Raw genomic sequence first — 23,727 nt, 5'->3', positions numbered from 1 at the left:
TTGATGGACGTTAACAACTTCGAGTTTATGAAAATCGGCTTGGCTTCACCGGATAAGATCCGTTCTTGGTCCCGCGGGGAAGTGAAAAAGCCTGAAACCATCAACTACAGGACGCTAAAACCGGAAAAAGAGGGTCTTTTCTGTGAAAAGATCTTCGGACCAACAAAAGACTGGGAGTGCCATTGCGGTAAATATAAGCGTGTCCGTTATAAAGGCGTTGTTTGTGACCGTTGTGGCGTGGAAGTAACTAGACAAAAAGTGCGCCGTGAGCGTATGGGTCATATTGAATTGGCGGCTCCTGTTTCGCATATTTGGTATTTCAAAGGTATTCCTAGCCGCATGGGGCTAGCGCTCGATATGTCTCCCCGTTCCCTGGAAGAGATTATCTACTTCGCATCTTATGTGGTTACGGACCCGGGAGATACTCCGCTCGAGAAAAAGCAGTTGCTTTCCGAAAAAGAGTACCGCAGCTACCGTGAGAAGTACGGTTATGCATTCCAGGCGGGAATGGGTGCGGAAGCCGTGAAAAAGCTTCTGCAAGATATTGATATTGATAAAGAAGTGGATGTGCTGAAAGAAGAGCTGAGAACTGCTCAAGGCCAGCGCCGAAATCGGGCGATAAAACGTCTGGAAGTCATGGAAGCATTCCGTAACTCCAAAAACAAACCGGATTGGATGATCCTGGACGTTCTTCCTGTTATCCCTCCGGAACTTCGTCCGATGGTACAACTTGATGGCGGCCGTTTTGCCACTTCCGACCTGAATGACTTGTACCGTCGTGTCATCAACCGGAACAACCGTCTGAAAAGACTGTTGGATCTTGGTGCTCCGGATATCATCGTACAAAATGAAAAACGGATGCTGCAGGAAGCTGTCGATGCGTTAATCGATAATGGCCGGCGCGGCAGACCGGTAACTGGTCCGGGCAACCGTCCGCTAAAATCCCTCAGCCATATGCTGAAAGGGAAGCAAGGACGTTTCCGTCAAAACCTTCTGGGTAAACGGGTAGACTATTCTGGACGTTCCGTTATCGTTGTAGGACCTAGCCTTAAAATGTATCAGTGCGGCCTGCCTAAAGAAATGGCACTCGAATTGTTTAAGCCTTTCGTTATGAAAGAGCTGGTAAACAAGCAGTTGGCCCATAACATCAAAAGTGCAAAGCGAAAAGTAGAACGCGTAAGTCCGGAAGTTTGGGATGTGCTTGAAGAAGTAATTAAAGAACATCCGGTTCTGCTTAACCGTGCGCCTACTCTTCACAGACTGGGTATTCAGGCGTTCGAACCGATTCTGGTAGAAGGACGCGCCATCATGCTGCATCCGCTCGTATGTACGGCCTATAACGCTGACTTTGATGGTGACCAGATGGCGGTTCACGTACCTTTATCGGCTGAAGCCCAGGCTGAAGCCCGCATTCTTATGCTGGCAGCCGGCAACATTTTGAACCCTAAAGATGGAAAGCCGGTCGTCACACCATCTCAGGATATGGTTCTCGGAAGTTTCTACCTGACTACTGATAACAAGCATGCCAAAGGAAGCGGCATGATTCTCCGTTCTGTTCACGAGGCTTTCTCCGTTTATCAGAATGGAACCGCCGAACTGCACGCAAGGGTAGCAATTCCGGCCAAAGCCCTGAACAAAATAAGTTTTACTGATAAACAGCAAGACGCTTATCTTATTACAACCATCGGTAAAATTATCTTTAATGAAATCTTCCCGAAAGATTTCCCATATATCAACCAGTCTACGACTTCTAACCTGATGCACGGTCCTAGCGATGATTATTTTGCGTTTGAAAAGGGCAGTGACATTCGGGCTAAGATGGAAGAACTGCCTGAATGCAAAGCGGTTGGTAAGGATTATCTCGGGTCAATTATTGCAGAGTGCTTCCGTAAATATCATACAACCGAGACCTCTATCATCCTGGATAAAGTGAAGCAGCTTGGTTTCACTTACTCGACAAAAGCAGGAATTACAGTAGCGGTTGCGGATGTTATTGTACCAAAAGAAAAACAAGAAATTCTGAAGGAATCCGAACAAAAAGTCCAAACTATCACAAACCAGTACCGCCGTGGTCTGATTACAGACGACGAACGTTATGACCGTGTTATCGCGATCTGGAGTAAAGCGAAGGACGATATTACGGATATCCTGATGAAATCCTTGGATAAATACAACAGTATCAACATGATGGTAGAATCCAAAGCACGGGGTAACAAATCCCAGATTACCCAGCTTGGCGGCATGCGGGGGCTTATGGCAAACCCGGCTGGTAAAATTATCGAGCTCCCGATTAAATCCAATTTCCGTGAGGGTCTGACCGTATTGGAGTACTTCATTTCCACACACGGTGCCCGTAAAGGTCTGGCGGATACGGCGCTTCGTACAGCAGACTCCGGTTACCTTACCCGCCGTCTGGTTGACGTGGCCCAGGATGTTATTGTGCGCGAAGAAGATTGTGGAACGGACAAAGGATTTGTGGTCAGCAAAATTCAAGACGGTAAAGAAGTTATTGAAGATCTGTTTGACCGTATCGAAGGCCGCTATGCTTTCGAAACCGTGCGTCATCCGGAAACGGGAGAGATCATTGTCCATCGCAATGAGCTTATTGATGCTAATCTGGCGAGCCGCATTGTTGAGGCCGGTGTTGAAAAAATTCAAATTCGCTCTGTCATGAGCTGCCGTGCCCGCTATGGGGTATGTAAAAAATGCTATGGACGAAACCTGGCTACTGGCCAGCATGTTGAGATTGGCGAAGCTGTTGGTATTATTGCGGCTCAATCCATTGGTGAACCAGGTACCCAGCTTACGATGCGTACCTTCCATACCGGTGGGGTTGCCGGAGATGATATTACCCAAGGTTTGCCTCGGATTCAGGAACTTTTTGAAGCACGTAATCCGAAAGGGCAGGCGATTATCACTGAGATCGACGGTATGGTTAAAGATATTCGTGAAGCTAAAGATCGCCGTGAGATTGAAGTAGAAGGAGAGGCCGAATCCCGCGTATACTCCGTACCATTCGGTTCGCGCATCCGTGTTGCGGTAAATGATCATATCGAAGCAGGGGATGAATTGACGGAGGGTTCTATTGACCCGAAAGAAATGCTTCGCATTAAAGGAATCCGCGGAGTACAGAATTACATTCTTCAGGAAGTTCAGCGCGTATACCGGAACCAAGTGGTAGAAATTAACGATAAGCACGTTGAGGTTATGATCAGACAGATGCTTCGCAAAATCCGGATTGTCGATGCGGGTGATACTAACCTTCTGCCAGGTTCCTTTGTTGACATGCATGAATATGAAGAAGCAAACAAAACGGCTCTGCTGGAAGGCCGTGAACCTGCTGTAGCCAAACCGATTCTGCTTGGTATTACGAAAGCATCTCTTGAAACAGATTCTTTCCTTTCCGCAGCTTCCTTCCAGGAAACTACCCGTGTCCTTACGGATGCAGCGATTAAAGGGAAAGTGGACCAACTGCTCGGTCTCAAGGAGAACGTTATTATCGGTAAGCTGATTCCTGCTGGTACAGGTATGCAGCGTTATCGGAATATACGCATTACAGATGCGAACGGCGAGCTGGTTCCGGAGGAACTAACGGATGAGAAAGAGACTGTTGCTGTAGAATAAATTTGTTTTGACGGTAAAAAAAGAAGAGAATAATCGCCTGCCTTTTCAGAAAGATTTTGTTCTGGAAAGGCAGGTAATCTTCTTGACACCCTAATAGCAAAATGCTAATATATCAAAGTGTGCCTAGGATGATTTTATTTCCCTGTGCTTTGGAGGAACAGAATCGTGTCTTATGATAAAGTGAAACAGGCGACGAATATTAGCATTGGCACCAAACAAGCAACAAAACTTATTGAGCTTGGTAAAGCCGATGAAGTATTTGTTGCCGGGGATGCAGATCCTCGAATGACAATGAAGATGGTTAACCTCTGCAAGAAAATGGGCGTTAAGGTTACCTATGTAGACTCCATGAAGCAGCTTGGTAAAGCTTGCGGTATTGAGGTCGGTGCTGCAGTTGCAGCAATAGCCAAAGAGTAGTGCATAGCCGTTTTTGTGGAAATGCTCGACAGCAAAATAAAGAGAAATCGTTGTTTTGTTGTGGGATGGAAACAAAAACTTTTCCTTTGTCCATTTATGACATGCCTGGATCTGTGGGCTTGCGATAGAGGATTCCTTTTAAAAGATGAGAGAGGAGGTGGCGAAATGCCAACAATTAATCAGTTAGTCCGTAAAGGACGCCAAGCGAAGGTGGTTAAATCCAAATCCCCAGCTCTTCAAAGAGGATACAATGCTCTGAAAAGAGAGGCTACGGATATCAGCGCTCCGCAAAAACGTGGTGTATGTACTCGTGTGGGTACCATGACTCCTAAGAAGCCAAACTCCGCGCTCCGTAAATATGCTCGTGTACGCTTGACTAACCGTGTTGAGGTAACAGCATACATTCCGGGTATCGGTCACAACCTGCAAGAACACAGTGTTGTATTGATTCGTGGAGGTAGGGTAAAAGACCTTCCGGGGGTACGTTACCATATCGTTCGTGGTGCACTGGATACTTCCGGAGTGAACAACCGTATGCAGGCCCGTTCCAAATACGGTACCAAGAAACCTAAAGAAAAGAAATAATGGATCAACAAAATCTAGAATGACTTTTGAAGAAAGGGGGATAAACTATGCCTCGTAAAGGTCCAGTACCTCGTAGAGACGTTTTGCCAGATCCTATTTATAATAGTAAGCTGGTTACCCGTCTGATTAACCGTATCATGATCGACGGTAAAAGAGGAGTAGCCCAAACTATCCTATATAATGCTTTTAACATCGTGAAAGACCGCACTGGTAAGGAACCGATGGAAGTGTTTGAACAGGCTCTGAAAAACATCATGCCAGTACTTGAGGTTAAAGCTCGCCGTGTAGGTGGTGCCAACTACCAAGTGCCAATTGAAGTTAAGCCTGAGCGTCGTACCACTCTTGGTCTTCGCTGGTTAGTAAACTACTCTCGTCTCCGTGGTGAAAAAACTATGGAAGAGAGACTTGCAAACGAAATTATCGATGCAAGCAACAATACGGGTTCTTCTGTTAAAAAACGTGAAGATACTCATAAAATGGCTGAAGCAAACAAGGCGTTTGCTCACTACCGTTGGTAGGATTTTCGTAAGAAAAGGAAGGAGACATAACTATGAAAAGAGAGTTCTCCTTAAAAGATACACGTAATATTGGTATCATGGCGCATATTGATGCCGGTAAAACTACTACCACGGAGCGTATTTTGTTCTACACAGGCCGTACTCATAAAATCGGTGAGGTACATGAAGGTGCTGCAACGATGGACTGGATGGAGCAAGAACAGGAGCGCGGGATTACCATTACTTCCGCTGCTACTACCGCTCAATGGAAGAATCACCGGATCAATATCATTGATACCCCGGGTCACGTTGACTTCACGGTTGAAGTTGAACGTTCCCTTCGTGTACTAGACGGAGCGGTTGGCGTATTTAGCGCTAAAGAAGGGGTAGAACCTCAGTCCGAAACCGTTTGGAGACAAGCTGACAAATATGGTGTTCCTCGTATTGCTTACGTGAATAAGATGGACATCATTGGTGCGGATTACCTAGCTGTTGTTGAATCCATGCATGAGAAGCTTGGTGCCAACGCAGTTGCGATTCAACTTCCGATTGGTGCAGAAAATGATTTCAGAGGCATCATCGATTTGATTGAACAAAAAGCATACATGTATAAAGATGACCTTGGTAAAGAGATGGAAATTATCGATGTTCCTGCTGAGTTTGCTGACAAGGTTGAAGAACTCCGCATGGAACTTATTGAGAAGGTCGCTGAACTGGATGAAGATCTGACCATGAAATACCTGGAAGGTGAAGAAATCACTGTGGATGAGCTGAAAAAAGCTCTTCGTAAAGGTGTTTGTGAAGTTAAAATCTTCCCTGTAGTTTGCGGATCTTCCTACCGTAACAAAGGGGTTCAGCTGATGCTGGACGCAGTTATTGATTACCTGCCTTCCCCGGTAGACGTTCCGGACATTAAAGGTCAACTTGAAGATGGTACTGAAACTGTTCGCAAATCTTCCGATGATGAACCGTTTGCCGCACTGGCATTCAAAATTATGACGGACCCTTATGTCGGTAAACTGACATTCTTCCGTGTATACTCCGGAATTCTTCAATCAGGTTCTTATGTTTTGAATGCAACAAAAGGCAAACGTGAACGTATTGGTCGTATCCTTCAAATGCATGCGAACAGCCGTCAAGAAATCAGTGAAGTATTCTCCGGAGATATCGCGGCAGCTGTTGGTTTGAAAGATACAGGTACAGGTGATACCCTTTGTGATGAGAAAAATCCGGTTATCCTGGAATCCATGAACTTCCCTGATCCCGTTATTGACATTGCGGTAGAGCCTAAAACTAAGGCAGACCAAGATAAATTAGGTGTTGCTCTGGCCAAACTGACAGAAGAAGACCCTACTCTTCGTGCTAAGACTAATGAAGAAACAGGCCAAACCATTCTTTCAGGTATGGGTGAGCTTCATCTTGACATCATTGTGGACCGTTTACGCCGTGAATTCAAAGTAGATACCAATGTTGGTAAACCGCAGGTTGCTTATCGTGAAACTTTCCGTGCTTCTGCTAAGGTAGAAGGTAAATTCGTTCGCCAATCCGGTGGTCGCGGACAATACGGCCATTGTTGGGTTGAGTTCGAACCGCTTGAACCGGGAACAGGTTTCCAATTTGAAAGCAAAATTGTGGGTGGAGCTATTCCTCGCGAATATATCGCTCCAATTCAAGCCGGTATCGAAGAGTCCATGCAAAACGGTGTACTCGCTGGTTACCCAGTTGTAGATATCAAAGCTACAGTTGTTGATGGTTCCTACCACGATGTCGACTCCTCTGAAATGGCGTTCAAAATCGCTGGTTCCATGGCGCTGAAAGCTGCAAAAGACAAATGTCAACCAGTTATTCTTGAGCCTATGATGAAAGTGGAAGTTACCGTTCCTGAAGAGTATATGGGAGACGTTATGGGTGACCTTAACTCCCGTCGTGGACGTATTGAAGGCATGGATAACCGTGCGGGTGCACAAATCATTCGTGCGAAAGTACCTCTTTCCGAAATGTTCGGATACTCCACAACGCTGCGTTCCAGAACACAAGGCCGCGGTGTTTTCTCCATGGAGCTTTCTCATTATGAAGAAGTGCCTAAGTCCATTGCAGATGAAATCATCTCAAAGAACAAAGGCGCATAAAATAACTTTTAACCATTTAAGGAGGATATGTTTAAAATGGCAAAGGCTAAATTTGAACGTAATAAACCGCATGTTAACATCGGTACAATTGGTCACGTTGACCATGGTAAAACAACTCTGACTGCTGCTATTACTACTGTGCTTTCCAAAACTTATGGCGGTGCTGCAATTGCATTCGACCAAATCGACAAAGCACCAGAAGAGCGCGAGCGTGGTATCACCATTTCCACATCTCACGTAGAATATGAAACTGACAAACGCCACTATGCACACGTTGACTGCCCAGGCCATGCTGACTATGTTAAAAACATGATCACTGGTGCTGCGCAAATGGACGGAGCGATCCTGGTAGTTTCCGCTGCCGACGGTCCTATGCCACAAACTCGTGAGCACATCCTTTTGTCCCGTCAGGTAGGCGTACCTTACATCGTAGTATTCATGAACAAGTGCGATATGGTTGAAGACGAAGAACTTCTTGAACTGGTTGAAATGGAAATTCGCGATCTTCTTTCCGAGTATGAATTCCCTGGTGATGACACTCCAATTATCCGTGGATCTGCTCGTGAAGCACTGATGAACCCTGATGGAGAATGGGCTAAGAAAGTCATTGAACTGTTCGAACAAATCGATGAGTATATCCCAACTCCAGAACGCGATACTGACAAACCTTTCTTGATGCCAGTTGAGGACGTATTCTCCATCACTGGTCGTGGTACTGTTGCTACTGGCCGTGTTGAGCGTGGTGTAGTTAAAGTATCTGACGAGGTTGAAATCGTTGGTCTTGTTGAAGAAACTAAGAAAACCGTTGTAACTGGTGTGGAAATGTTCCGTAAGCTTCTTGATTCCGCTCAAGCTGGTGATAACATCGGTGCCCTTCTTCGTGGTGTAGACCGCAAAGAAATCGAGCGTGGACAAGTATTGGCCAAACCGGGTTCTGTTAACCCACATACTCAATTTACTGCTCAAGTATACGTACTGACTAGCGAAGAGGGTGGCCGTCATAAGCCTTTCTTCCCTGGATACCGTCCTCAGTTCTACTTCCGTACTACGGACGTAACGGGTGTAATCCAGCTTCCGGAAGGTACTGACATGGTTATGCCTGGTGATAACATCACCGTTACTGTTGAACTGATCGCGCCAATCGCTATCGAAGAAGGAACTCGCTTCGCGATTCGTGAAGGCGGACGTACAGTAGGTGCCGGTGCAGTAGCATCCATCATTAAGTAATATCTCTTCTAGAAGAATAGAAAAAACAAATAAATGAAACTTGTATTGGAACGAATTGTACTGTAACGAGAAAGACCCTGTTGCCGATTCGGCAGCAGGGTTTATTTCTTACTATATAATAGAAAGAATCAATTTCATAAAACTTCTGGTGAGCGTTTAATTGAGAAGATATAGATAAATACAGTTCAAATTTATCTATATCTTGTACCAGTTCGGATGGAAATCTAAGTTATGAAATTGATTCAGAAAGAATAAAGTTTGCTGTTTTTCTTGCATTATAGAGAAATGTTTTATATAATAGTGAACGTTGGTCTGTGACGTTGCGATGATGTGAGAGGTTGCTGACACACCCGGTCCCTTTGCCATGGGAGAGGTGTTCAGGAGATTTTCACGGAGTATGTCCGATACTAAATTGGGCGATAGAAGGAGGGACTTATATGGCAAAGCAAAAAATCCGTATTCGTTTGAAAGCATATGATCATAGAGTTATTGATCAATCTGCTGAGAAAATCGTGGAAACAGCAAAAAGATCCGGCGCAGGTGTGTCTGGTCCTATTCCGCTTCCGACTGAGAAGCAAATTATCACGATTCTTCGTGCGGTACACAAGTACAAGGATTCCAGAGAACAATTCGAAATGCGCACTCATAAGCGTCTGATCGATATTGTGAACCCTACACCACAAACTGTAGATGCTCTGATGCGCCTTGACTTGCCGTCCGGTGTAGACATCGAAATTAAACTGTAAGTGACTATATAGCATAAAAGTGAGAAAGAAAAGAGGTGTCAACGATGACTAAAGGTATCTTAGGTAAAAAACTTGGGATGACTCAAGTATTTACTCCGGAAGGTCTGGTAGTACCGGTTACTGTCATTCAAGCCGGTCCTTGCGTGGTTCTTCAAAAGAAAGATTCCGAGAACGACGGTTATGAAGCCATCCAAGTTGGTTTTGAAGATAAAAAAGAAAAAAGAGCTAACAAGCCTGAAATTGGCCATGCCAAGAAAGCTAATACAACGCCTAAGCGCTACGTGCAAGAATTCCGTGGAGTTCAGTTATCAGATTATGAAGTTGGCCAGGAGCTGAAAGCTGATCTGTTTGCTGAGGGAGAATTCGTTGACGTAACCGGTACATCCAAAGGTAAAGGATTCCAAGGTGTAATTAAAAGACATAACCAGTCAAGAGGACCTATGTCTCACGGTTCCCGTTACCATCGCGGTCCTGGTTCCATGGGTTCCATTGCAGCCAACCGTGTATTTAAGGGTAAGAACCTCCCAGGACATATGGGACATGAAACGGTGACTTTACAAAATCTTCAAGTAATTAAAGTGGATGCAGAACGTAATGTGATTTTGGTAAAAGGATCTATCCCTGGACCGAAAAACAGCTATGTTAAAGTGCAATCCGCAGTTAAAAAGTAAGAAAGGAGGAAGACTGATGCCAAAAGTAGCTTTATATAACGTACAAGGTACTCAGGTAGGTGAAGTAGAACTATCTGATGCAGTATTCGGAATTGAGCCTCATGTACACGTGTTGCATGAAGCCGTAGTTATGCAACAAGCATCCCTTCGTCAAGGTACACACAAAACCAAGGGCCGCTCTGAAGTTCGCGGTGGCGGACGCAAGCCGTGGAAACAAAAGGGAACGGGACGTGCTCGCCAAGGTAGTATTCGTGCGCCTCAATGGAAAGGTGGCGGTACTGTTTTCGGACCTACGCCTCGCAGCTATGCTTACAAACTGCCTAAGAAGGTTCGCCGCTTGGCAATCAAATCGGCTTTATCTTCTAAAGTGATTGATAATGAGATCGTAGTTCTGGATGATCTGGCTATGGCTCAACCAAAAACAAAAGAATTTGCAGCAATTCTGACCAACCTCAAGGTTGAACGTAAAGCGCTGGTTGTAGCTTCTGAGCATGATGAGAACGTAGCTCGCTCTGCCCGTAACATTCCAGGCGTGAAGTTTCTTGCTGCTGATGGAATCAACGTATTGGACGTATTGGGATATGACAAATTGATCATTACGAAAGATGCGGTTCAGAAGGTAGAGGAGGTGCTTGCACAATGAAAAACCCACGCGATATAATCAAGCGTCCGGTTATCACTGAACGTACTGCTGACATGATGGCAGATAAGAAATACGTATTTGAAGTAGATATCCGTGCTAACAAAGTGGAAATTAAGCAAGCCATCGAACAAATTTTTAAAGTGAAAGTTACTAAAGTAAACACTTTGAGAATGCCAGCCAAGCCTAAACGATACGGCCGTTATAATGGATATACTTCCGAGTGGAAGAAAGCTTTTGTAACACTTAGTGAAGATAGCAAAGAGCTGGAATTCTTTGAATCGGTATAAGAAACTAGAAAGTAAGGAGGGAATCTAGGTGCCAATTAAAAAGTATAAACCAACATCCCCGGCTCGACGTGCAATGTCGGTTTCTACATTCGAGGAAATCACCACGTCTACTCCGGAGAAATCCTTGCTAGCTCCGCTTAGCAAAACGGCTGGACGTAACAACCAAGGTAAAATTACAGTTCGTCACCATGGTGGTGGACATAAGCGTAAATACCGGATTATTGACTTCAAACGGAACAAAGATGGAATACCAGGACGCGTTGCTACAATTGAGTACGATCCTAACCGTTCCGCTAACATTGCTCTGATTCACTACTTGGATGGTGAGAAGAGATACATCATCGCTCCGAACGGCTTGAAAGTCGGAGATATGATCCAATCCGGTACAGATGCGGATATCAAAGTAGGTAACTGCCTTCCTCTGGAAAAAATTCCGGTCGGTTCGGTTATCCACAACATTGAACTGAAACCTGGTAAAGGTGGGCAACTGGTACGCGCAGCCGGTACCGAAGCTCAGCTTCTTGGTAAAGAAGACAAATATGTAACTATTCGTCTTTCCTCCGGTGAAGTTCGTAAAGTGCTGAAAGTTTGCCGCGCCACGATCGGATCTGTGGGCAACAAAGACCATGAGCTTATTAAGATTGGTAAAGCTGGACGTAACCGCTGGTTAGGTAAGAGACCAGAAGTTCGCGGGGTTGTTATGAACCCTAACGATCACCCTCACGGTGGTGGTGAAGGTCGTGCTCCGATCGGTCGTAAGTCTCCAATGTCTCCATGGGGTAAACCGACTCTTGGTTATAAAACTCGTAAAAAAGGCAAAGCTTCTGACAAGTACATTGTACGTGGTCGCACGAAGTAAAACAGCTTTCGAATTTAACCTTAAGGATCAGAGAAGGGAGGAGCATCAATGGGACGCAGCCTGAAGAAAGGGCCATTTGTTGATGGTCATCTAATGAAAAAAATTGAAGAAATGAACGAAGCGAACAAAAAGGTTGTTATTAAGACCTGGTCTCGCCGTTCTACGATCTTCCCGCAATTCGTAGGACATACGGTTGCTGTATATGATGGAAGAAAACATGTTCCTGTGTATGTGACAGAGGATATGGTTGGGCACAAGCTCGGTGAATTTGCGCCTACTCGTACTTACAAAGGACACGTTGACGATAAGAAAACGAAACGCTAACAGCGATTTTTCTCTGAGAGGAGGTACTACCTATGCAAGCAAAAGCTGCTGCTAATCATGTTCGGATTGCTCCTCGTAAAGTGCAATTGGTTATTGACTTGATCCGGGGCAAGGCAGTGGGTGAGGCGATTGCGATTCTTCGTCACACTCCTAAAGCGGCATCTCCAGTCGTGGAGAAATTGCTTAACTCTGCTATTGCTAATGCAGAGCATAATCATTCGTTAGATCCTAACAAACTGGTGATCAGCGAAATTTATGTGAACCAAGGACCAACTATGAAACGCTTCCGTCCTCGCGCAATGGGATGTGCAAGCCGTATTAATAAACGTACCAGTCATATTACATTGGTTGTATCTGAGAAATAAGGAGGGATAAAGTATGGGTCAAAAAGTAAGCCCGGTGGGCCTTAGAATAGGTGTTATTCGCGATTGGGAATCCAAGTGGTACGCAGACAAAGATTTCGGCGCATTGCTGATTGAAGATGTGAAGATCCGTGAGTTCTTGAAGAACAAACTGAAAGACTCCGCCGTTTCTCACATTGATATAGAGCGCGCGGCTAACCGTGTGAACGTAACTATTCACACAGCTAAACCAGGAATGGTAATTGGTAGAGGCGGATCTGAAGTTGAAGCAATCCGTGCTCACATTGCCAGAATGACTGGTAAGAAAATTCATATCAACATCTCTGAAGTGAAAAACCCAGAGCTGGATGCGATTCTTGTAGCTGAAAGCATTGCACAACAACTGGAACGTCGTGTTTCTTTCCGTCGTGCTATGAAGCAAGCTATCCAAAGAACCATGAGAGCTGGAGCTAAAGGGATTAAAGTTACAACAAGCGGACGTCTAGGCGGAGCGGATATCGCCCGTTCAGAAGGATATAGCGAAGGAACAGTTCCCCTTCACACACTTCGCGCAGATATTGATTATGGTACTGCAGAAGCTCATACAACATATGGCCGTACTGGTGTTAAAGTATGGATCTATCGTGGAGAGGTACTTCCGACTGCTAAGAAAAAGGCTGCTACGGAAGGAGGAAATTAATCATGTTAATGCCAAAACGTGTGAAACACCGTAAAGAGCATCGTGGAAGCATGAAAGGCCGCGCAAAAGGCGGTACTGAAGTGGCTTTCGGTGAATACGGTCTTCAGGCTCTTGAGCCAGCGTGGGTAACTAACCGTCAGATTGAGGCTGCTCGTATTGCCATGACTCGTTACATCAAGCGTGGTGGTAAAGTATGGATTAAAATCTTCCCATCCAAGCCAATTACGCAAAAACCGTTTGAAGTTCGTATGGGTAGCGGTAAAGGTAACGTAGAAAAATGGGTTAGTGTTGTTAAACCGGGCAAAATCATGTTTGAGCTTGCCGGTGTTAGCGAAGAAGTCGCACGCGAAGCGATGCGTCTTGCAGCTCACAAACTTCCTGTAAAATGTAAGTTTGTGAAAAGAGAAGAAGTAGGTGGTGAAGCAAATGAAGGCTAGTGAATTTCGCAACTTAACCACTGCTGAGATCGAACAAAAAATTTCTGGATTTAAAGAAGAACTCTTTAACCTCCGTTTTCAACTAGCTACCGGTCAACTGGATAACCCAGTAAAGATTCGTGAACTGCGCAAAGAAATAGCGCGAGCGAAGACTGTTTTGCGTGAAAGAGAGTTAGGGATTGGCTAACACAATTCAGAGAGGAGGGTTCGTGCATGGCAGAACGTAACGAACGTAAAGTCCAAATCGGTAAAGTGGTCAGTGATAAAATGGATAAAACCATCGTAGTTGCTGTCGAAACTTACAAAAAACACGATTTGTACCACAAACGGATTAAATATACGAAAAAATTCAAAGCTCATGACGAAAACAATGACGCTAAAATCGGCGACACTGTAAAAATCATGGAAACTCGTCCGCTCTCCAAAGACAAGCGTTTCAGACTTGTGGAGATCGTAGAAAAAGCGGTAATTATTTAATCGACAAGGTGAACGAAAGGAGGGTTTAAGATGATTCAACCTTTATCTCGGCTGAAAGTTGCTGATAACTCCGGTGCAAAGAAGCTCATGTGTATCCGTGTATTAGGCGGAACCGGCCGTCGTGCTGCTAACATCGGTGATCTGATCATCTGCTCTGTGAAAGAAGCAACACCAGGGGGCGTTGTCAAGAAAGGTGATGTAGTAACTGCGGTTATCGTACGTACGAAAAGCGGTGCACGCCGTAAAGACGGTTCTTACATTTCTTTCGATGAGAACGCAGCGGTTATTGTGAAAGACGATAAGAGCCCTCGTGGAACTCGTATTTTCGGACCGGTTGCCCGTGAACTTCGTGAAAGAGACTTCATGAAGATCGTTTCTCTGGCTCCTGAAGTTATCTAATTAATTGGTTTCCCGCTAGAAAGCTGAACGTGAGTCATTATTTCGGCGGAGGCTTGTAGGAGGTGTAAAGGAATATGCCAAAACAAAAAAAGAGACTGGAATCTCATAATCATAAACTTCATGTGAAAAAAGATGACACTGTCATCGTGATCACAGGTAAGGACAAAGGGAAAAAGGGCCGTGTAATCGCCGCATATCCTCGTCAAAACCGCGTACTGGTTGAAGGCGTAAATATGGTAAAGAAACATGCGAAGCCTTCCCAACAAAATCCTCAAGGCGGTATCTTGAACCAAGAGGCTGCTATCCACGTTTCCAACGTGATGCTTGTTGATCCGAAGAGCGGAAAACCTACACGCGTAGGATACAAAGTAATGGACAACGGCAAGAAAGTTCGCGTAGCGAAAAAATCTGGTGAAGTCATCGATTAATTCAAATAAAGGCGGAAAGGAGGCCATCTGAATGACAGCGAGAATGAAAGATCGTTTTCTGAACGAAATTACTCCTGCTTTAATGCAAAAATTTAACTACACCACTGTAATGCAAGTGCCAAAAGTAGAGAAAGTAGTTATCAACATGGGTGTTGGTGAAGCTGTATCAAACTCCAAAGTACTTGATAGCGCAGTTGAAGATATGCAAAAGATTTCTGGTCAAAAGCCGGTTATCACAAGAGCGAAAAAATCCATTGCCGGTTTTAAACTTCGTGAAAATATGCCAATTGGTGTAAAAGTAACCCTGCGTGGTGAGCGTATGTATCACTTCCTTGACAAGCTATTCAACGTAGCTCTTCCACGTGTGCGTGACTTCCGCGGAGTATCCAGCAAAGCTTTTGACGGTCGCGGTAACTATACGCTTGGCCTGAAAGAACAGCTGATTTTCCCTGAGATTGAGTATGATCAGGTTGATAAAGTACGCGGTATGGACGTGGTTATCGTAACTACTGCAAAAACTGATGAAGAAGCTCGTGAATTGCTATCTGAACTCGGAATGCCGTTTGTAAAATAAGTTTAAATAACTGGAGGGACTTTCTAAGGAAAGCTCCTATAGCGGAGGTGTAAAATTAAGTGGCAAAAACTTCGATGAAAGTGAAGCAACAACGTCCCCCTAAGTATAAAGTGCGGGCCTGCACTCGTTGCGAACGCTGCGGTCGTCCCCACTCCGTACTTCGTAAGTTTAAAATTTGCAGAATTTGTTTCCGTGAATTAGCATACAAAGGTCAGATTCCAGGTGTTCGTAAGGCAAGCTGGTAATCATCCTATTTTCGGGAAGGAGGTTTACACATATGGTAATGTCAGATCCAATTGCAGATATGCTTACTCGCATTCGTAATGCAAACATTGTTCGTCATGAAACAGTGGAAATCCCGGCTTCCAAGGTGAAGAGAGAGATCGCTGAAATCCTTAAAAAAGAAGGATTCATTCGTGACGCTGAATATATCGAGGATAACAAGCAAGGGATTATTCGTCTGTTCCTGAAATACGGACCAAACAGCGAGCGTGTTATTACTGGTCTGAAAAGAATCAGTAAACCAGGACTCCGTGTTTACACGAAGAGCCAAGAAATCCCGCGCGTGCTTGGTGGACTGGGGATTGCAATCATCTCCACATCCAAAGGCGTTATGACCGATAAAGAAGCTCGTCAAAACAAAGCTGGCGGAGAAGTTGTCTGCTACGTTTGGTAATTCCCTAGCTTAATTGAATGGAGGTGCAAAGATGTCTCGTATTGGCCGCAAACCAATCGCAATCCCATCTGGTGTTGATGTAACATTAAACAATACCCTGATTACTGTTAAAGGACCAAAAGGTACACTTTCCCGTGAACTTCACAAAGACATGAAAGTGAATGTGGAGAACAACGAAATTACCGTCGAGCGTCCTTCTGAACATAAACTTCATCGTTCCCTGCACGGTACTACCCGAACTGTAATAGCTAACATGGTGAATGGTGTCACTGAAGGTTTCATTAAGACGCTGGAACTGGTAGGTGTAGGTTACCGTGCTAACAAATCTGGAGATAAGCTTGTATTGAACGTGGGTTACTCCCATCCGGTAGAAATTACTCCGGAAAAAGGCATTGAATTTGAAGTAGTTAACAATACAAAAGTTATTGTACGCGGTATCGACAAAGAGCGTGTAGGTGCGGTTGCAGCAAATATCCGTTCCGTACGTCTTCCTGAGCCTTACAAAGGTAAAGGAATCAAGTACGAGGGCGAACGTATTATCCGTAAAGAAGGTAAAGCTGGTAAGAAGAAATAAGATCGGCAGCCAGTTGATCGCTTCTTAATTTTTGGATGAAAGGAGTGCGAACGATGATCAGCAAAGGTGATAAGAACAAAGCTCGTCTGAAAAGACATCTGCGTGTTCGTAAAAAAATTCAAGGGACTTCTGAGCGCCCTCGTCTGAATGTATACCGTTCCTCCAAGCATATGTACGCACAAATCATCGATGATGTAAAAGGCGTAACTTTAGTATCTGCATCCACTCTGGATAAAGATCTTAAAGGTGAAGTTGAAAATGGCGGTAACGTAGAAGCAGCACGTAAGGTTGGCGAATTGATCGCAAAACGTGCCAAAGAAAATGGCCTGACTAACGTGGTATTTGACCGTGGTGGATACTTATACCATGGACGTGTTCAAGCATTAGCGGATGCAGCCCGTGAAGCAGGGCTTGAATTCTAGAACTTATTTACAAGGAGGTAAAAGACTTGCGTGTAGATCCTAACACTTTAGAGCTAACTGAAAAAGTTGTTAATATTAACCGCGTAGCTAAAGTAGTAAAAGGCGGACGCCGTTTCAGCTTTAGTGCTCTTGTCGTTGTTGGCGACGGCAACGGCTGGGTTGGCGCTGGTATCGGTAAAGCATCCGAAGTCCCAGATGCCATTCGCAAAGGTATCGAAGATGCCAAGAAAAACCTGATCCACATTCCTATCGTAGGTACAACCATTCCACACCAAGTAACAGGACGTTTCGGTGCAGGCCGCGTACTGTTGAAGCCGGCATCCGAAGGTACTGGGGTAATCGCAGGCGGACCGGTTCGTGCGGTTCTTGAGCTTGCTGGAATTGGTGACATTCTGACTAAATCGCTAGGTTCTTCCAACTCCATGAACATGGTGAATGCTACTCTGGAAGGTCTTCAGCGCCTGAAGAGAGCGGAAGAAGTAGCTAAGCTTCGCGGAAAAACCGTAGAAGAGTTATTAGGTTAGGAGGGGTAAACATGGCTAAACAATTACAGATTACCCTGAAACGCAGTCTGATCGGACGCCCTGAGTCACAACGTACGACTATTCGTACATTAGGACTGCGCAAAGTGAACCATACTGTTGTACAAAAAGATACACCTGCTATCCGTGGTATGGTGAATCAAGTAAGCCATCTGGTTGAAGTTAAAGAAATCGAGGCGTAATGCTTTAAATCAAAGTTCTAAGGAGGTGCAACGATGAAGTTACATGAACTAAGTCCTGCCACTGGTGCCCGTCACACTCGTAAGCGTGTTGGTAGAGGTATCGGAAGTGGTTTAGGTAAAACTGCTGGTCGTGGACACAAAGGTCAAAATGCACGTTCCGGTGGAGGTGTTCGTCCTGGTTTTGAGGGTGGACAAAACCCACTGTATCGTCGATTGCCAAAACGTGGTTTCAACAACCCGACACGGAAAGAATATGCAGTAGTGAATGTGGAGGAACTCAACAAGTTCGCAGCAGGTACGGAAGTTACTCCTGAAGTTCTGATGGAGTACGGTATCGTAAATGCTCCTAAAGATGGCATCAAGATCTTAGGCAACGGAGAGTTGACTGTAAAGCTAACAGTTAAAGCGAATAAGTTCTCTCAATCTGCGGTAGATAAGATCCAGGCTGCCGGCGGTCAATCCGAGGTGATTTAATGTTTCGCACCCTATCCAATATCTTTAAGGTAGAAGATTTGCGCAAGAGAATTATTTTCACGCTTCTTGTGTTGATCATCTATAGATTAGGTTCGTTTATCCCGGTACCTAATATTAACACTGAGCTTCTCAAAGTGCAGGATCAGGCAACGCAGGCCGATGTGTTCGGATTGTTAAATACCTTCTCCGGTGGAGCACTGTTCCAATTCTCCATCTTTGCGATGGGAATTGTACCGTACATTACAGCATCGATTATCGTACAACTCCTCTCTATGGATGTTGTCCCCAAGTTCACCCAATGGTCGAAAGAAGGGGAAGTAGGGCGTAAAAAAATTACACAGGTAACCCGATATGGTACAATCATATTGGGGCTTATTCAAGCTTTCGGGCTGGCAATTGGTTTTAACAGGATGTTTAATGGTCTTGTTAAAGACCCGAGTTTCACTACTTATGCGATGATTGCGATTGTAATTACTGCTGGAACAGCATTCTTAATGTGGTTAGGGGAACAAATCACCGAGAATGGCATCGGAAACGGGATATCGATCATCATTTTCTCGGGTATCGTCGCGGGAATTCCTGGTGGCATTCGTAAACTTTTCATTGGAGAGTTTATAAAGGCGGATGGAGCTCTTTTCTTGAACATCGTGAAAGTGGTATTGTTGGTAGTGGTGGTTATCGCCATCATTGTCGGTGTTATTTTTGTACAACAAGGGGTTCGGAAGATCCCGGTTCAATACGCAAAGCGCGTAGTAGGCCGTAAGATGTACGGTGGCCAAAGCACTCACATTCCTTTGAAAGTGAATGCAGCAGGGGTTATCCCGGTAATCTTCGCAATCTCTCTGCTTTCCTTCCCGGTTCTTATTGCAAACTTTTGGGCTGGAAGTGCGGTTACGAACTGGATCAATGCTTACTTGAACTTAAATAACTCTTCACCGCTAGCGATTGTACTTTACGTACTGCTGATTATTGGATTCACCTATTTCTACACCTTCGTACAGATCAATCCGGTTCAAATGGCGGATCAAATGAAAAAGAATGGCGGATATATACCAGGCGTTCGCCCGGGTAAACCGACATCCGGTTATTTGACCAAGGTGATGTCCAGAATTACCCTTTCGGGAGCAATTTTTCTGGCACTCATCTCTATCCTGCCGATGATCCTGGGTGCAGCTGCCGGCCTTGATAGCTCGATTCGGATCGGCGGTACTTCCCTTCTGATTCTGGTGGGTGTGGGATTGGAGACCATGAAGCAGATTGAAAGCCAATTGATGAAGCGCCATTACAAAGGCTTTATTAATAAATAGCAAATAGGTACTGGTGTTGGCAGCTTAGCATGCGGCATCGGCACCTATTGTGCTTTTCGTATTGCCAAGCGCAACCTGAGGAGGGGAACGAATTGAATATTATTTTTATGGGTCCTCCTGGTGCAGGCAAAGGTACACAGGCGGAAAAAATTGTAAGTGATTTTCAAATTCCTCATATCTCAACAGGTGATGCTTTTCGTTTAGCCATGAGCCAAGGCACGCCACTGGGCATTAAAGCTAAGGGCTATGTGGATAAGGGACTTCTGGTTCCTGACGAAATCACAAACGGAATCGTTAAAGAAAGATTGGAGCAGCCGGATTGTGCCAAAGGTTTTCTTTTGGACGGATATCCAAGAACCATTGCACAGGCGGATGCACTCGATGAGATGTTAAAGTCTCAATCCAGACAGATTGACCACGTCATGAATTTGACTGTTGATCGCGAATTGCTACTAGCTAGATTAACAGGTCGCAGAATTTGCAAATCCTGTGGTGCTACGTACCATGTGTTGTTCAATCCTCCTAAGCATGAAGGTATTTGTGATAAATGCGGTGGTGAATTGTATCAAAGATCAGATGATACGGAAGAAAAAGTCGGTACTCGTTTAGATGAGTACACAAATAAAACGGCTCCGCTGCTGGATTATTACCGTCAAAAAGGAATTCTGCGAGAGGTTAACGGTGAACAGGATATAACCGCGGTTACTTCTGAAATTAGCTCTATATTGCGAGGTCAGACTGAATGATCCGTTGTAAGTCCGAAGTTGAACTTAAGCTGATGCGGGAAGCTGGACGTATTGTTGCGGACACTCACCGTTTATTGGCAGAAGCGATTTGTCCGAATATTACAACCAAGGAACTGGATCAGATAGCAGAAGACTTTATACGCAGTCAAGGGGCAATTCCATCTTTTAAAGGTTACAATGGTTTTCCTGGCAGCATTTGTGCTTCAGTCAATGATGAGTTAGTGCATGGCATTCCTGGCGAAAGAAAGCTGCTCGAGGGCGACATCATCAGCATCGATATCGGTGCCGAGTTTCAAGGGTATCATGGTGACTCTGCTTGGACCTACGGGGTTGGGCAGATATCCGAGGAAGCAAAGAGACTCTTGGAGGTTACCGAATTATCTTTGTTTGCGGGACTTGCGGAAGCAAAACCGGATGCGCGTCTTTATACAGTCTCTCACGCTATCCAAAAATGCATTGAAGATGCTAAAATGTCAGTGGTGCGCGAATATGTGGGCCATGGGATTGGAACCCGCATGCATGAAGAACCTCAAATCCCGAATTACGGTATCCCAAACAGAGGTCCTGCCTTAAAGCCCGGCATGACATTAGCCATTGAGCCTATGGTGATTGCAGGCAAAAGACATGTCAGAACACTTAAGGATAACTGGACTGTTGTAACAGTGGACGGTTCCTTGTGTGCTCACTTTGAACATACGATTGCGGTTACGGATGACGGTTACGAAATCCTGACTAAATCAAAGGCGTAGGTGAAAGCGAGTGGACAAAGAACGTAGCCCTGGGAAGGGGCAAATCGTAAAGGTTCTTCGTGGAAGAGATGCCGGAAAGTATGCTGTGGTGATCGGTTTGGTGGATGAGAAATTTGTCTTGATAGCAGATGGGGACAAACGGAAATTCGACCAGCCGAAGAAGAAAAACATTCAACATCTTGAATTGCAGGATACAATTAGTGGCGAGGTTGTAAGGAGCTTAGAGGAAAGCAACCGCGTGACGAACGGAAAATTAAGGTACGCGCTTGCCAAGTTTATGGAAAGTCAGCCATCTGAAGCCGATGAGAAAGGAGAATGACTGTGGCCAAAGAAGATGTAATTGAAGTAGAAGGTACAGTGATTGAACCTCTTCCAAACGCCATGTTCAAAGTTGAACTGGAAAATGGTCATAAGATTTTAGCCCACGTTTCTGGTAAAATCAGAATGCACTTTATCCGGATCCTGCCCGGTGATAAAGTTACCGTGGAACTATCCCCTTATGACTTAACAAGAGGCCGTATAACCTATCGATTTAAATAAAGCGGAGTATACCTCAAGGGAACTCCAATTGTCGTTACAGATGCACAGGTTTTTGGAAAGTGGTTTTTCTTTAATGAAAAACACGCAGGCTTTCGACAATAGTTTCTGATATAGAAACTTCTAGGAGGTAATCAAAATGAAGGTAAGACCGTCGGTCAAGCCAATTTGTGAAAAATGCAAAGTCATTCGCCGCAAAGGCAATGTAATGGTTATTTGTGAAAATCCTAAACACAAGCAAAAACAAGGTTAATCAAAGGGAGGTGCATGTAGTACATGGCACGTATAGCAGGTGTAGACTTACCTCGTGACAAGCGCGTTATCATCGCGTTGACTTACATTTTTGGGATCGGTAAAACAACCGCTCAAAAAATCATTAATGAAACAGGCGTAAATCCGGATACTCGCGTACGCGATCTGACTGAAGATGAAATCAGCAAGATTCGTGACGTAATCGACAAGCAGTTGAAGGTAGAAGGGGATCTTCGTCGTGAGATCGCTTTGAACATTAAGCGCCTTGTGGAAATCGGATGCTACCGTGGTATTCGTCATCGCCGTGGACTGCCGGTCCGTGGACAACGAACGAAAACAAATGCCCGTACTCGCAAAGGTCCTCGTCGTACCGTAGCTAACAAGAAAAAATAATAAAGGGGGTAAGAGATAAATGGCAAAAGCTAAAAAAGTGGTTCGTACTAAACGTCGTGACCGTAAAAATATTGAATCCGGAGTAGCGCATATCCGTTCAACTTTTAACAATACCATCGTAACCATTACGGATCCTCATGGTAACGCGATTTCTTGGGCAAGTTCCGGTAATCTTGGTTTCAAAGGTTCCCGTAAAAGCACTCCGTTCGCGGCTCAAATGGCAGCTGAAACAGCAGCTAAAGCAGCGATGGAGCATGGGATGAAAGTAGTTGAAGTTATGGTTAAAGGTCCAGGAGCCGGTCGTGAAGCAGCGATCCGTTCCCTGCAAGCAGCTGGTCTTGAAGTTAACCTGATTAAAGACGTAACTCCAATTCCGCATAACGGCTGCCGCCCTCCAAAACGTCGTCGCGTATAATTTTGCAGCGGGTTGTGGTATAAATATTCCTAACATGTGAATAATGATGTTGAAGGATAGGCATACTACATGGTTTATGACTAAAAAGTCCGGGGAAACGACGTTTTGAAGGAGGGTTCATTTCATGATCGAAATCGAAAAACCAAAAATAGAAACCGTATCTGTCAATGAGGATGGTTCGTACGGCAAATTTGTAGTCGAACCTCTTGAGCGTGGATATGGGACAACTTTAGGCAACTCACTACGTCGTATCTTACTTTCGTCACTGCCGGGTGCAGCAGTAACTTCTGTACAAATTGACGGGGTTCTTCATGAGTTTTCGACCATCCCTGGGGTTATCGAAGACGTGACGGAGATTATCCTGAACCTGAAAGGATTATCCCTGAAGATTCATTCCGACGAGGAAAAGATACTGGAAATTGATGTTGAAGGAGAAGGTAGAGTCGTAGCCGGAGATATTCGCGCGGATAGCGACGTGGAAATCCTAAACCCGGATCTTCATATTGCTACGTTATCTTCTGACGCACGTTTGCATATGCGCATTCATGCAGGAAGAGGGCGCGGTTATGTCCAAGCTGATAAAAACAAATCGGAAGATCAACCGATCGGTGTTATTCCGGTTGATTCCATCTACACTCCTATCACCCGTGTCAACTACAGCGTGGAAAACACTCGTGTCGGCCAAGTGACCAACTATGACAAGCTAACGCTTGAAGTATGGACAGATGGCAGCATTCGCCCTGAAGAGGCTGTGAGCCTTGGCGCAAAGATTTTGACGGAGCATCTCATGCTGTTTGTAGGCCTTACTGATGAGGCTAAAGACGCTGAGATTATGGTAGAAAAAGAAGAAGACAAGAAAGAAAAAGTTCTGGAGATGACTATCGAGGAATTGGATCTTTCTGTTCGTTCGTATAACTGTCTCAAGCGCGCTGGTATTAATACCGTGCAAGAGCTGATTACGAAGACCGAAGAAGATATGATGAAAGTACGCAATCTAGGACGCAAATCTCTTGAAGAAGTACAAGAAAAGCTCGAAGAGCTTGGGCTTGGCCTTCGTACTGAGGAATAATACGACCTAGAGAAGGAGGTTACA

The 23,727-nt window shown here is 44.9% G+C and carries 36 protein-coding genes; all 36 read left to right on the top strand.

Translation table 11 applies throughout. The features are described from left to right. The 36 genes from rpoC (at window position 1) to BXP28_RS15345 (ending at window position 23,703) form a co-directional block, all read left to right on the top strand. Entirely contained in the window at window positions 1–3,624 is a 3,624-nt protein-coding gene (rpoC, locus tag BXP28_RS15520) for a DNA-directed RNA polymerase subunit beta' (RefSeq protein ID WP_077585128.1), read from the top strand. A 165-nt stretch (window positions 3,625–3,789) separates the two neighbouring features. Next, window positions 3,790–4,041, top strand: coding sequence for a ribosomal L7Ae/L30e/S12e/Gadd45 family protein (locus tag BXP28_RS15515; protein WP_023482176.1), 252 nt, complete (start codon window positions 3,790–3,792; stop codon window positions 4,039–4,041). Between the two features lie 165 nt (window positions 4,042–4,206). Beyond that, complete coding sequence (rpsL, locus tag BXP28_RS15510; protein ID WP_036655500.1) at window positions 4,207–4,626, top strand: 30S ribosomal protein S12; 420 nt, start codon at window positions 4,207–4,209, stop codon at window positions 4,624–4,626. Window positions 4,627–4,673: 47 nt separating this feature from the next. Beyond that, complete coding sequence (rpsG, locus tag BXP28_RS15505; RefSeq protein WP_024095388.1) at window positions 4,674–5,144, top strand: 30S ribosomal protein S7; 471 nt, start codon at window positions 4,674–4,676, stop codon at window positions 5,142–5,144. 32 nt (window positions 5,145–5,176) lie between these two features. Continuing rightward, complete coding sequence (fusA, locus tag BXP28_RS15500; protein ID WP_023482173.1) at window positions 5,177–7,252, top strand: elongation factor G; 2,076 nt, start codon at window positions 5,177–5,179, stop codon at window positions 7,250–7,252. A gap of 36 nt (window positions 7,253–7,288) precedes the next feature. Next, on the top strand, window positions 7,289–8,479 hold the full coding sequence (gene tuf / locus BXP28_RS15495; RefSeq protein ID WP_024095387.1) for an elongation factor Tu: 1,191 nt from the start codon (window positions 7,289–7,291) through the stop codon (window positions 8,477–8,479). 437 nt (window positions 8,480–8,916) lie between these two features. Beyond that, window positions 8,917–9,225: a 30S ribosomal protein S10 gene (rpsJ, locus tag BXP28_RS15490; protein ID WP_023482171.1), complete on the top strand. Its 309-nt coding sequence runs from the start codon at window positions 8,917–8,919 to the stop codon at window positions 9,223–9,225. 44 nt (window positions 9,226–9,269) lie between these two features. Then, window positions 9,270–9,896, top strand: a complete 627-nt coding sequence (rplC, locus tag BXP28_RS15485) for a 50S ribosomal protein L3 (protein WP_023482170.1) — start codon at window positions 9,270–9,272, stop codon at window positions 9,894–9,896. Window positions 9,897–9,912: 16 nt separating this feature from the next. Next, window positions 9,913–10,539 (top strand): 50S ribosomal protein L4, encoded by a 627-nt coding sequence (rplD, locus tag BXP28_RS15480; protein WP_023482169.1) that lies wholly within the window; start codon window positions 9,913–9,915, stop codon window positions 10,537–10,539. Next, window positions 10,536–10,826 carry a 50S ribosomal protein L23 gene (gene rplW, locus BXP28_RS15475; protein ID WP_023482168.1) on the top strand — a complete coding sequence of 97 codons (291 nt, stop codon included), beginning with the start codon at window positions 10,536–10,538 and terminating at the stop codon, window positions 10,824–10,826. The genes rplD and rplW overlap by 4 nt, the downstream gene beginning before the upstream one ends. Window positions 10,827–10,854: 28 nt before the next feature. Continuing rightward, complete coding sequence (gene rplB, locus BXP28_RS15470; protein ID WP_023482167.1) at window positions 10,855–11,685, top strand: 50S ribosomal protein L2; 831 nt, start codon at window positions 10,855–10,857, stop codon at window positions 11,683–11,685. A gap of 48 nt (window positions 11,686–11,733) precedes the next feature. After that, window positions 11,734–12,009, top strand: a complete 276-nt coding sequence (gene rpsS, locus BXP28_RS15465; protein ID WP_023482166.1) for a 30S ribosomal protein S19 — start codon at window positions 11,734–11,736, stop codon at window positions 12,007–12,009. 32 nt (window positions 12,010–12,041) lie between these two features. Further along, window positions 12,042–12,374: a 50S ribosomal protein L22 gene (gene rplV, locus BXP28_RS15460; RefSeq protein WP_023482165.1), complete on the top strand. Its 333-nt coding sequence runs from the start codon at window positions 12,042–12,044 to the stop codon at window positions 12,372–12,374. A 13-nt stretch (window positions 12,375–12,387) separates the two neighbouring features. Next, window positions 12,388–13,050 carry a 30S ribosomal protein S3 gene (gene rpsC / locus BXP28_RS15455; RefSeq protein ID WP_023482164.1) on the top strand — a complete coding sequence of 221 codons (663 nt, stop codon included), beginning with the start codon at window positions 12,388–12,390 and terminating at the stop codon, window positions 13,048–13,050. A gap of 2 nt (window positions 13,051–13,052) precedes the next feature. Then, entirely contained in the window at window positions 13,053–13,487 is a 435-nt protein-coding gene (rplP, locus tag BXP28_RS15450) for a 50S ribosomal protein L16 (protein WP_023482163.1), read from the top strand. Next, on the top strand, window positions 13,477–13,674 hold the full coding sequence (gene rpmC / locus BXP28_RS15445; RefSeq protein WP_024095382.1) for a 50S ribosomal protein L29: 198 nt from the start codon (window positions 13,477–13,479) through the stop codon (window positions 13,672–13,674). The genes rplP and rpmC overlap by 11 nt, the downstream gene beginning before the upstream one ends. A gap of 26 nt (window positions 13,675–13,700) precedes the next feature. Beyond that, a complete protein-coding gene (gene rpsQ, locus BXP28_RS15440; protein ID WP_023482162.1) occupies window positions 13,701–13,964 on the top strand; it encodes a 30S ribosomal protein S17 in 264 nt (87 codons plus the stop codon). Window positions 13,965–13,994: 30 nt separating this feature from the next. Further along, the gene (gene rplN, locus BXP28_RS15435) at window positions 13,995–14,363 is read left to right on the top strand and encodes a 50S ribosomal protein L14 (RefSeq protein ID WP_023482161.1); all 369 of its coding nucleotides are present in this window, start codon (window positions 13,995–13,997) and stop codon (window positions 14,361–14,363) included. A 74-nt stretch (window positions 14,364–14,437) separates the two neighbouring features. Further along, the gene (gene rplX, locus BXP28_RS15430) at window positions 14,438–14,791 is read left to right on the top strand and encodes a 50S ribosomal protein L24 (protein ID WP_023482160.1); all 354 of its coding nucleotides are present in this window, start codon (window positions 14,438–14,440) and stop codon (window positions 14,789–14,791) included. A gap of 31 nt (window positions 14,792–14,822) precedes the next feature. Then, complete coding sequence (gene rplE / locus BXP28_RS15425; protein WP_036655489.1) at window positions 14,823–15,365, top strand: 50S ribosomal protein L5; 543 nt, start codon at window positions 14,823–14,825, stop codon at window positions 15,363–15,365. Between the two features lie 59 nt (window positions 15,366–15,424). Then, window positions 15,425–15,610, top strand: a complete 186-nt coding sequence (locus BXP28_RS15420) for a type Z 30S ribosomal protein S14 (RefSeq protein ID WP_024095379.1) — start codon at window positions 15,425–15,427, stop codon at window positions 15,608–15,610. Window positions 15,611–15,642: 32 nt separating this feature from the next. Next, complete coding sequence (rpsH, locus tag BXP28_RS15415) at window positions 15,643–16,041, top strand: 30S ribosomal protein S8 (protein WP_024095378.1); 399 nt, start codon at window positions 15,643–15,645, stop codon at window positions 16,039–16,041. Between the two features lie 31 nt (window positions 16,042–16,072). Beyond that, on the top strand, window positions 16,073–16,615 hold the full coding sequence (rplF, locus tag BXP28_RS15410; protein WP_023482157.1) for a 50S ribosomal protein L6: 543 nt from the start codon (window positions 16,073–16,075) through the stop codon (window positions 16,613–16,615). Window positions 16,616–16,668: 53 nt separating this feature from the next. Continuing rightward, complete coding sequence (gene rplR / locus BXP28_RS15405) at window positions 16,669–17,037, top strand: 50S ribosomal protein L18 (RefSeq protein WP_024095377.1); 369 nt, start codon at window positions 16,669–16,671, stop codon at window positions 17,035–17,037. Window positions 17,038–17,063: 26 nt separating this feature from the next. Next, complete coding sequence (gene rpsE, locus BXP28_RS15400) at window positions 17,064–17,561, top strand: 30S ribosomal protein S5 (protein ID WP_023482155.1); 498 nt, start codon at window positions 17,064–17,066, stop codon at window positions 17,559–17,561. A gap of 11 nt (window positions 17,562–17,572) precedes the next feature. Beyond that, the gene (rpmD, locus tag BXP28_RS15395; protein WP_023482154.1) at window positions 17,573–17,761 is read left to right on the top strand and encodes a 50S ribosomal protein L30; all 189 of its coding nucleotides are present in this window, start codon (window positions 17,573–17,575) and stop codon (window positions 17,759–17,761) included. A 33-nt stretch (window positions 17,762–17,794) separates the two neighbouring features. Next, on the top strand, window positions 17,795–18,235 hold the full coding sequence (gene rplO, locus BXP28_RS15390) for a 50S ribosomal protein L15 (protein WP_024095376.1): 441 nt from the start codon (window positions 17,795–17,797) through the stop codon (window positions 18,233–18,235). After that, window positions 18,235–19,542: a preprotein translocase subunit SecY gene (gene secY / locus BXP28_RS15385; protein WP_023482152.1), complete on the top strand. Its 1,308-nt coding sequence runs from the start codon at window positions 18,235–18,237 to the stop codon at window positions 19,540–19,542. The genes rplO and secY overlap by 1 nt, the downstream gene beginning before the upstream one ends. A gap of 92 nt (window positions 19,543–19,634) precedes the next feature. Then, window positions 19,635–20,288: an adenylate kinase gene (locus BXP28_RS15380; protein ID WP_024095374.1), complete on the top strand. Its 654-nt coding sequence runs from the start codon at window positions 19,635–19,637 to the stop codon at window positions 20,286–20,288. Then, the gene (map, locus tag BXP28_RS15375) at window positions 20,285–21,037 is read left to right on the top strand and encodes a type I methionyl aminopeptidase (RefSeq protein ID WP_023482150.1); all 753 of its coding nucleotides are present in this window, start codon (window positions 20,285–20,287) and stop codon (window positions 21,035–21,037) included. Before BXP28_RS15380 ends, map begins: the two co-directional genes overlap by 4 nt. Window positions 21,038–21,047: 10 nt before the next feature. Next, the gene (locus tag BXP28_RS15370) at window positions 21,048–21,356 is read left to right on the top strand and encodes a KOW domain-containing RNA-binding protein (protein ID WP_024095372.1); all 309 of its coding nucleotides are present in this window, start codon (window positions 21,048–21,050) and stop codon (window positions 21,354–21,356) included. 2 nt (window positions 21,357–21,358) lie between these two features. Next, window positions 21,359–21,577: a translation initiation factor IF-1 gene (gene infA, locus BXP28_RS15365; RefSeq protein WP_009676800.1), complete on the top strand. Its 219-nt coding sequence runs from the start codon at window positions 21,359–21,361 to the stop codon at window positions 21,575–21,577. A gap of 136 nt (window positions 21,578–21,713) precedes the next feature. After that, window positions 21,714–21,827 carry a 50S ribosomal protein L36 gene (rpmJ, locus tag BXP28_RS15360; RefSeq protein WP_003333770.1) on the top strand — a complete coding sequence of 38 codons (114 nt, stop codon included), beginning with the start codon at window positions 21,714–21,716 and terminating at the stop codon, window positions 21,825–21,827. 23 nt (window positions 21,828–21,850) lie between these two features. Further along, a complete protein-coding gene (gene rpsM, locus BXP28_RS15355; RefSeq protein ID WP_023482148.1) occupies window positions 21,851–22,219 on the top strand; it encodes a 30S ribosomal protein S13 in 369 nt (122 codons plus the stop codon). A gap of 19 nt (window positions 22,220–22,238) precedes the next feature. Beyond that, a complete protein-coding gene (rpsK, locus tag BXP28_RS15350; protein WP_023482147.1) occupies window positions 22,239–22,634 on the top strand; it encodes a 30S ribosomal protein S11 in 396 nt (131 codons plus the stop codon). Window positions 22,635–22,758: 124 nt separating this feature from the next. Continuing rightward, a complete protein-coding gene (locus tag BXP28_RS15345; protein ID WP_023482146.1) occupies window positions 22,759–23,703 on the top strand; it encodes a DNA-directed RNA polymerase subunit alpha in 945 nt (314 codons plus the stop codon). Window positions 23,704–23,727: the final 24 nt, after the last annotated feature.

The organism is Paenibacillus larvae subsp. larvae (assembly GCF_002003265.1).
Taxonomy (GTDB): domain Bacteria; phylum Bacillota; class Bacilli; order Paenibacillales; family NBRC-103111; genus Paenibacillus_H; species Paenibacillus_H larvae.
The sequence above is the reverse complement of the archived record's forward strand: the minus strand, read 5'-3'. Positions and strand labels throughout refer to the sequence as shown.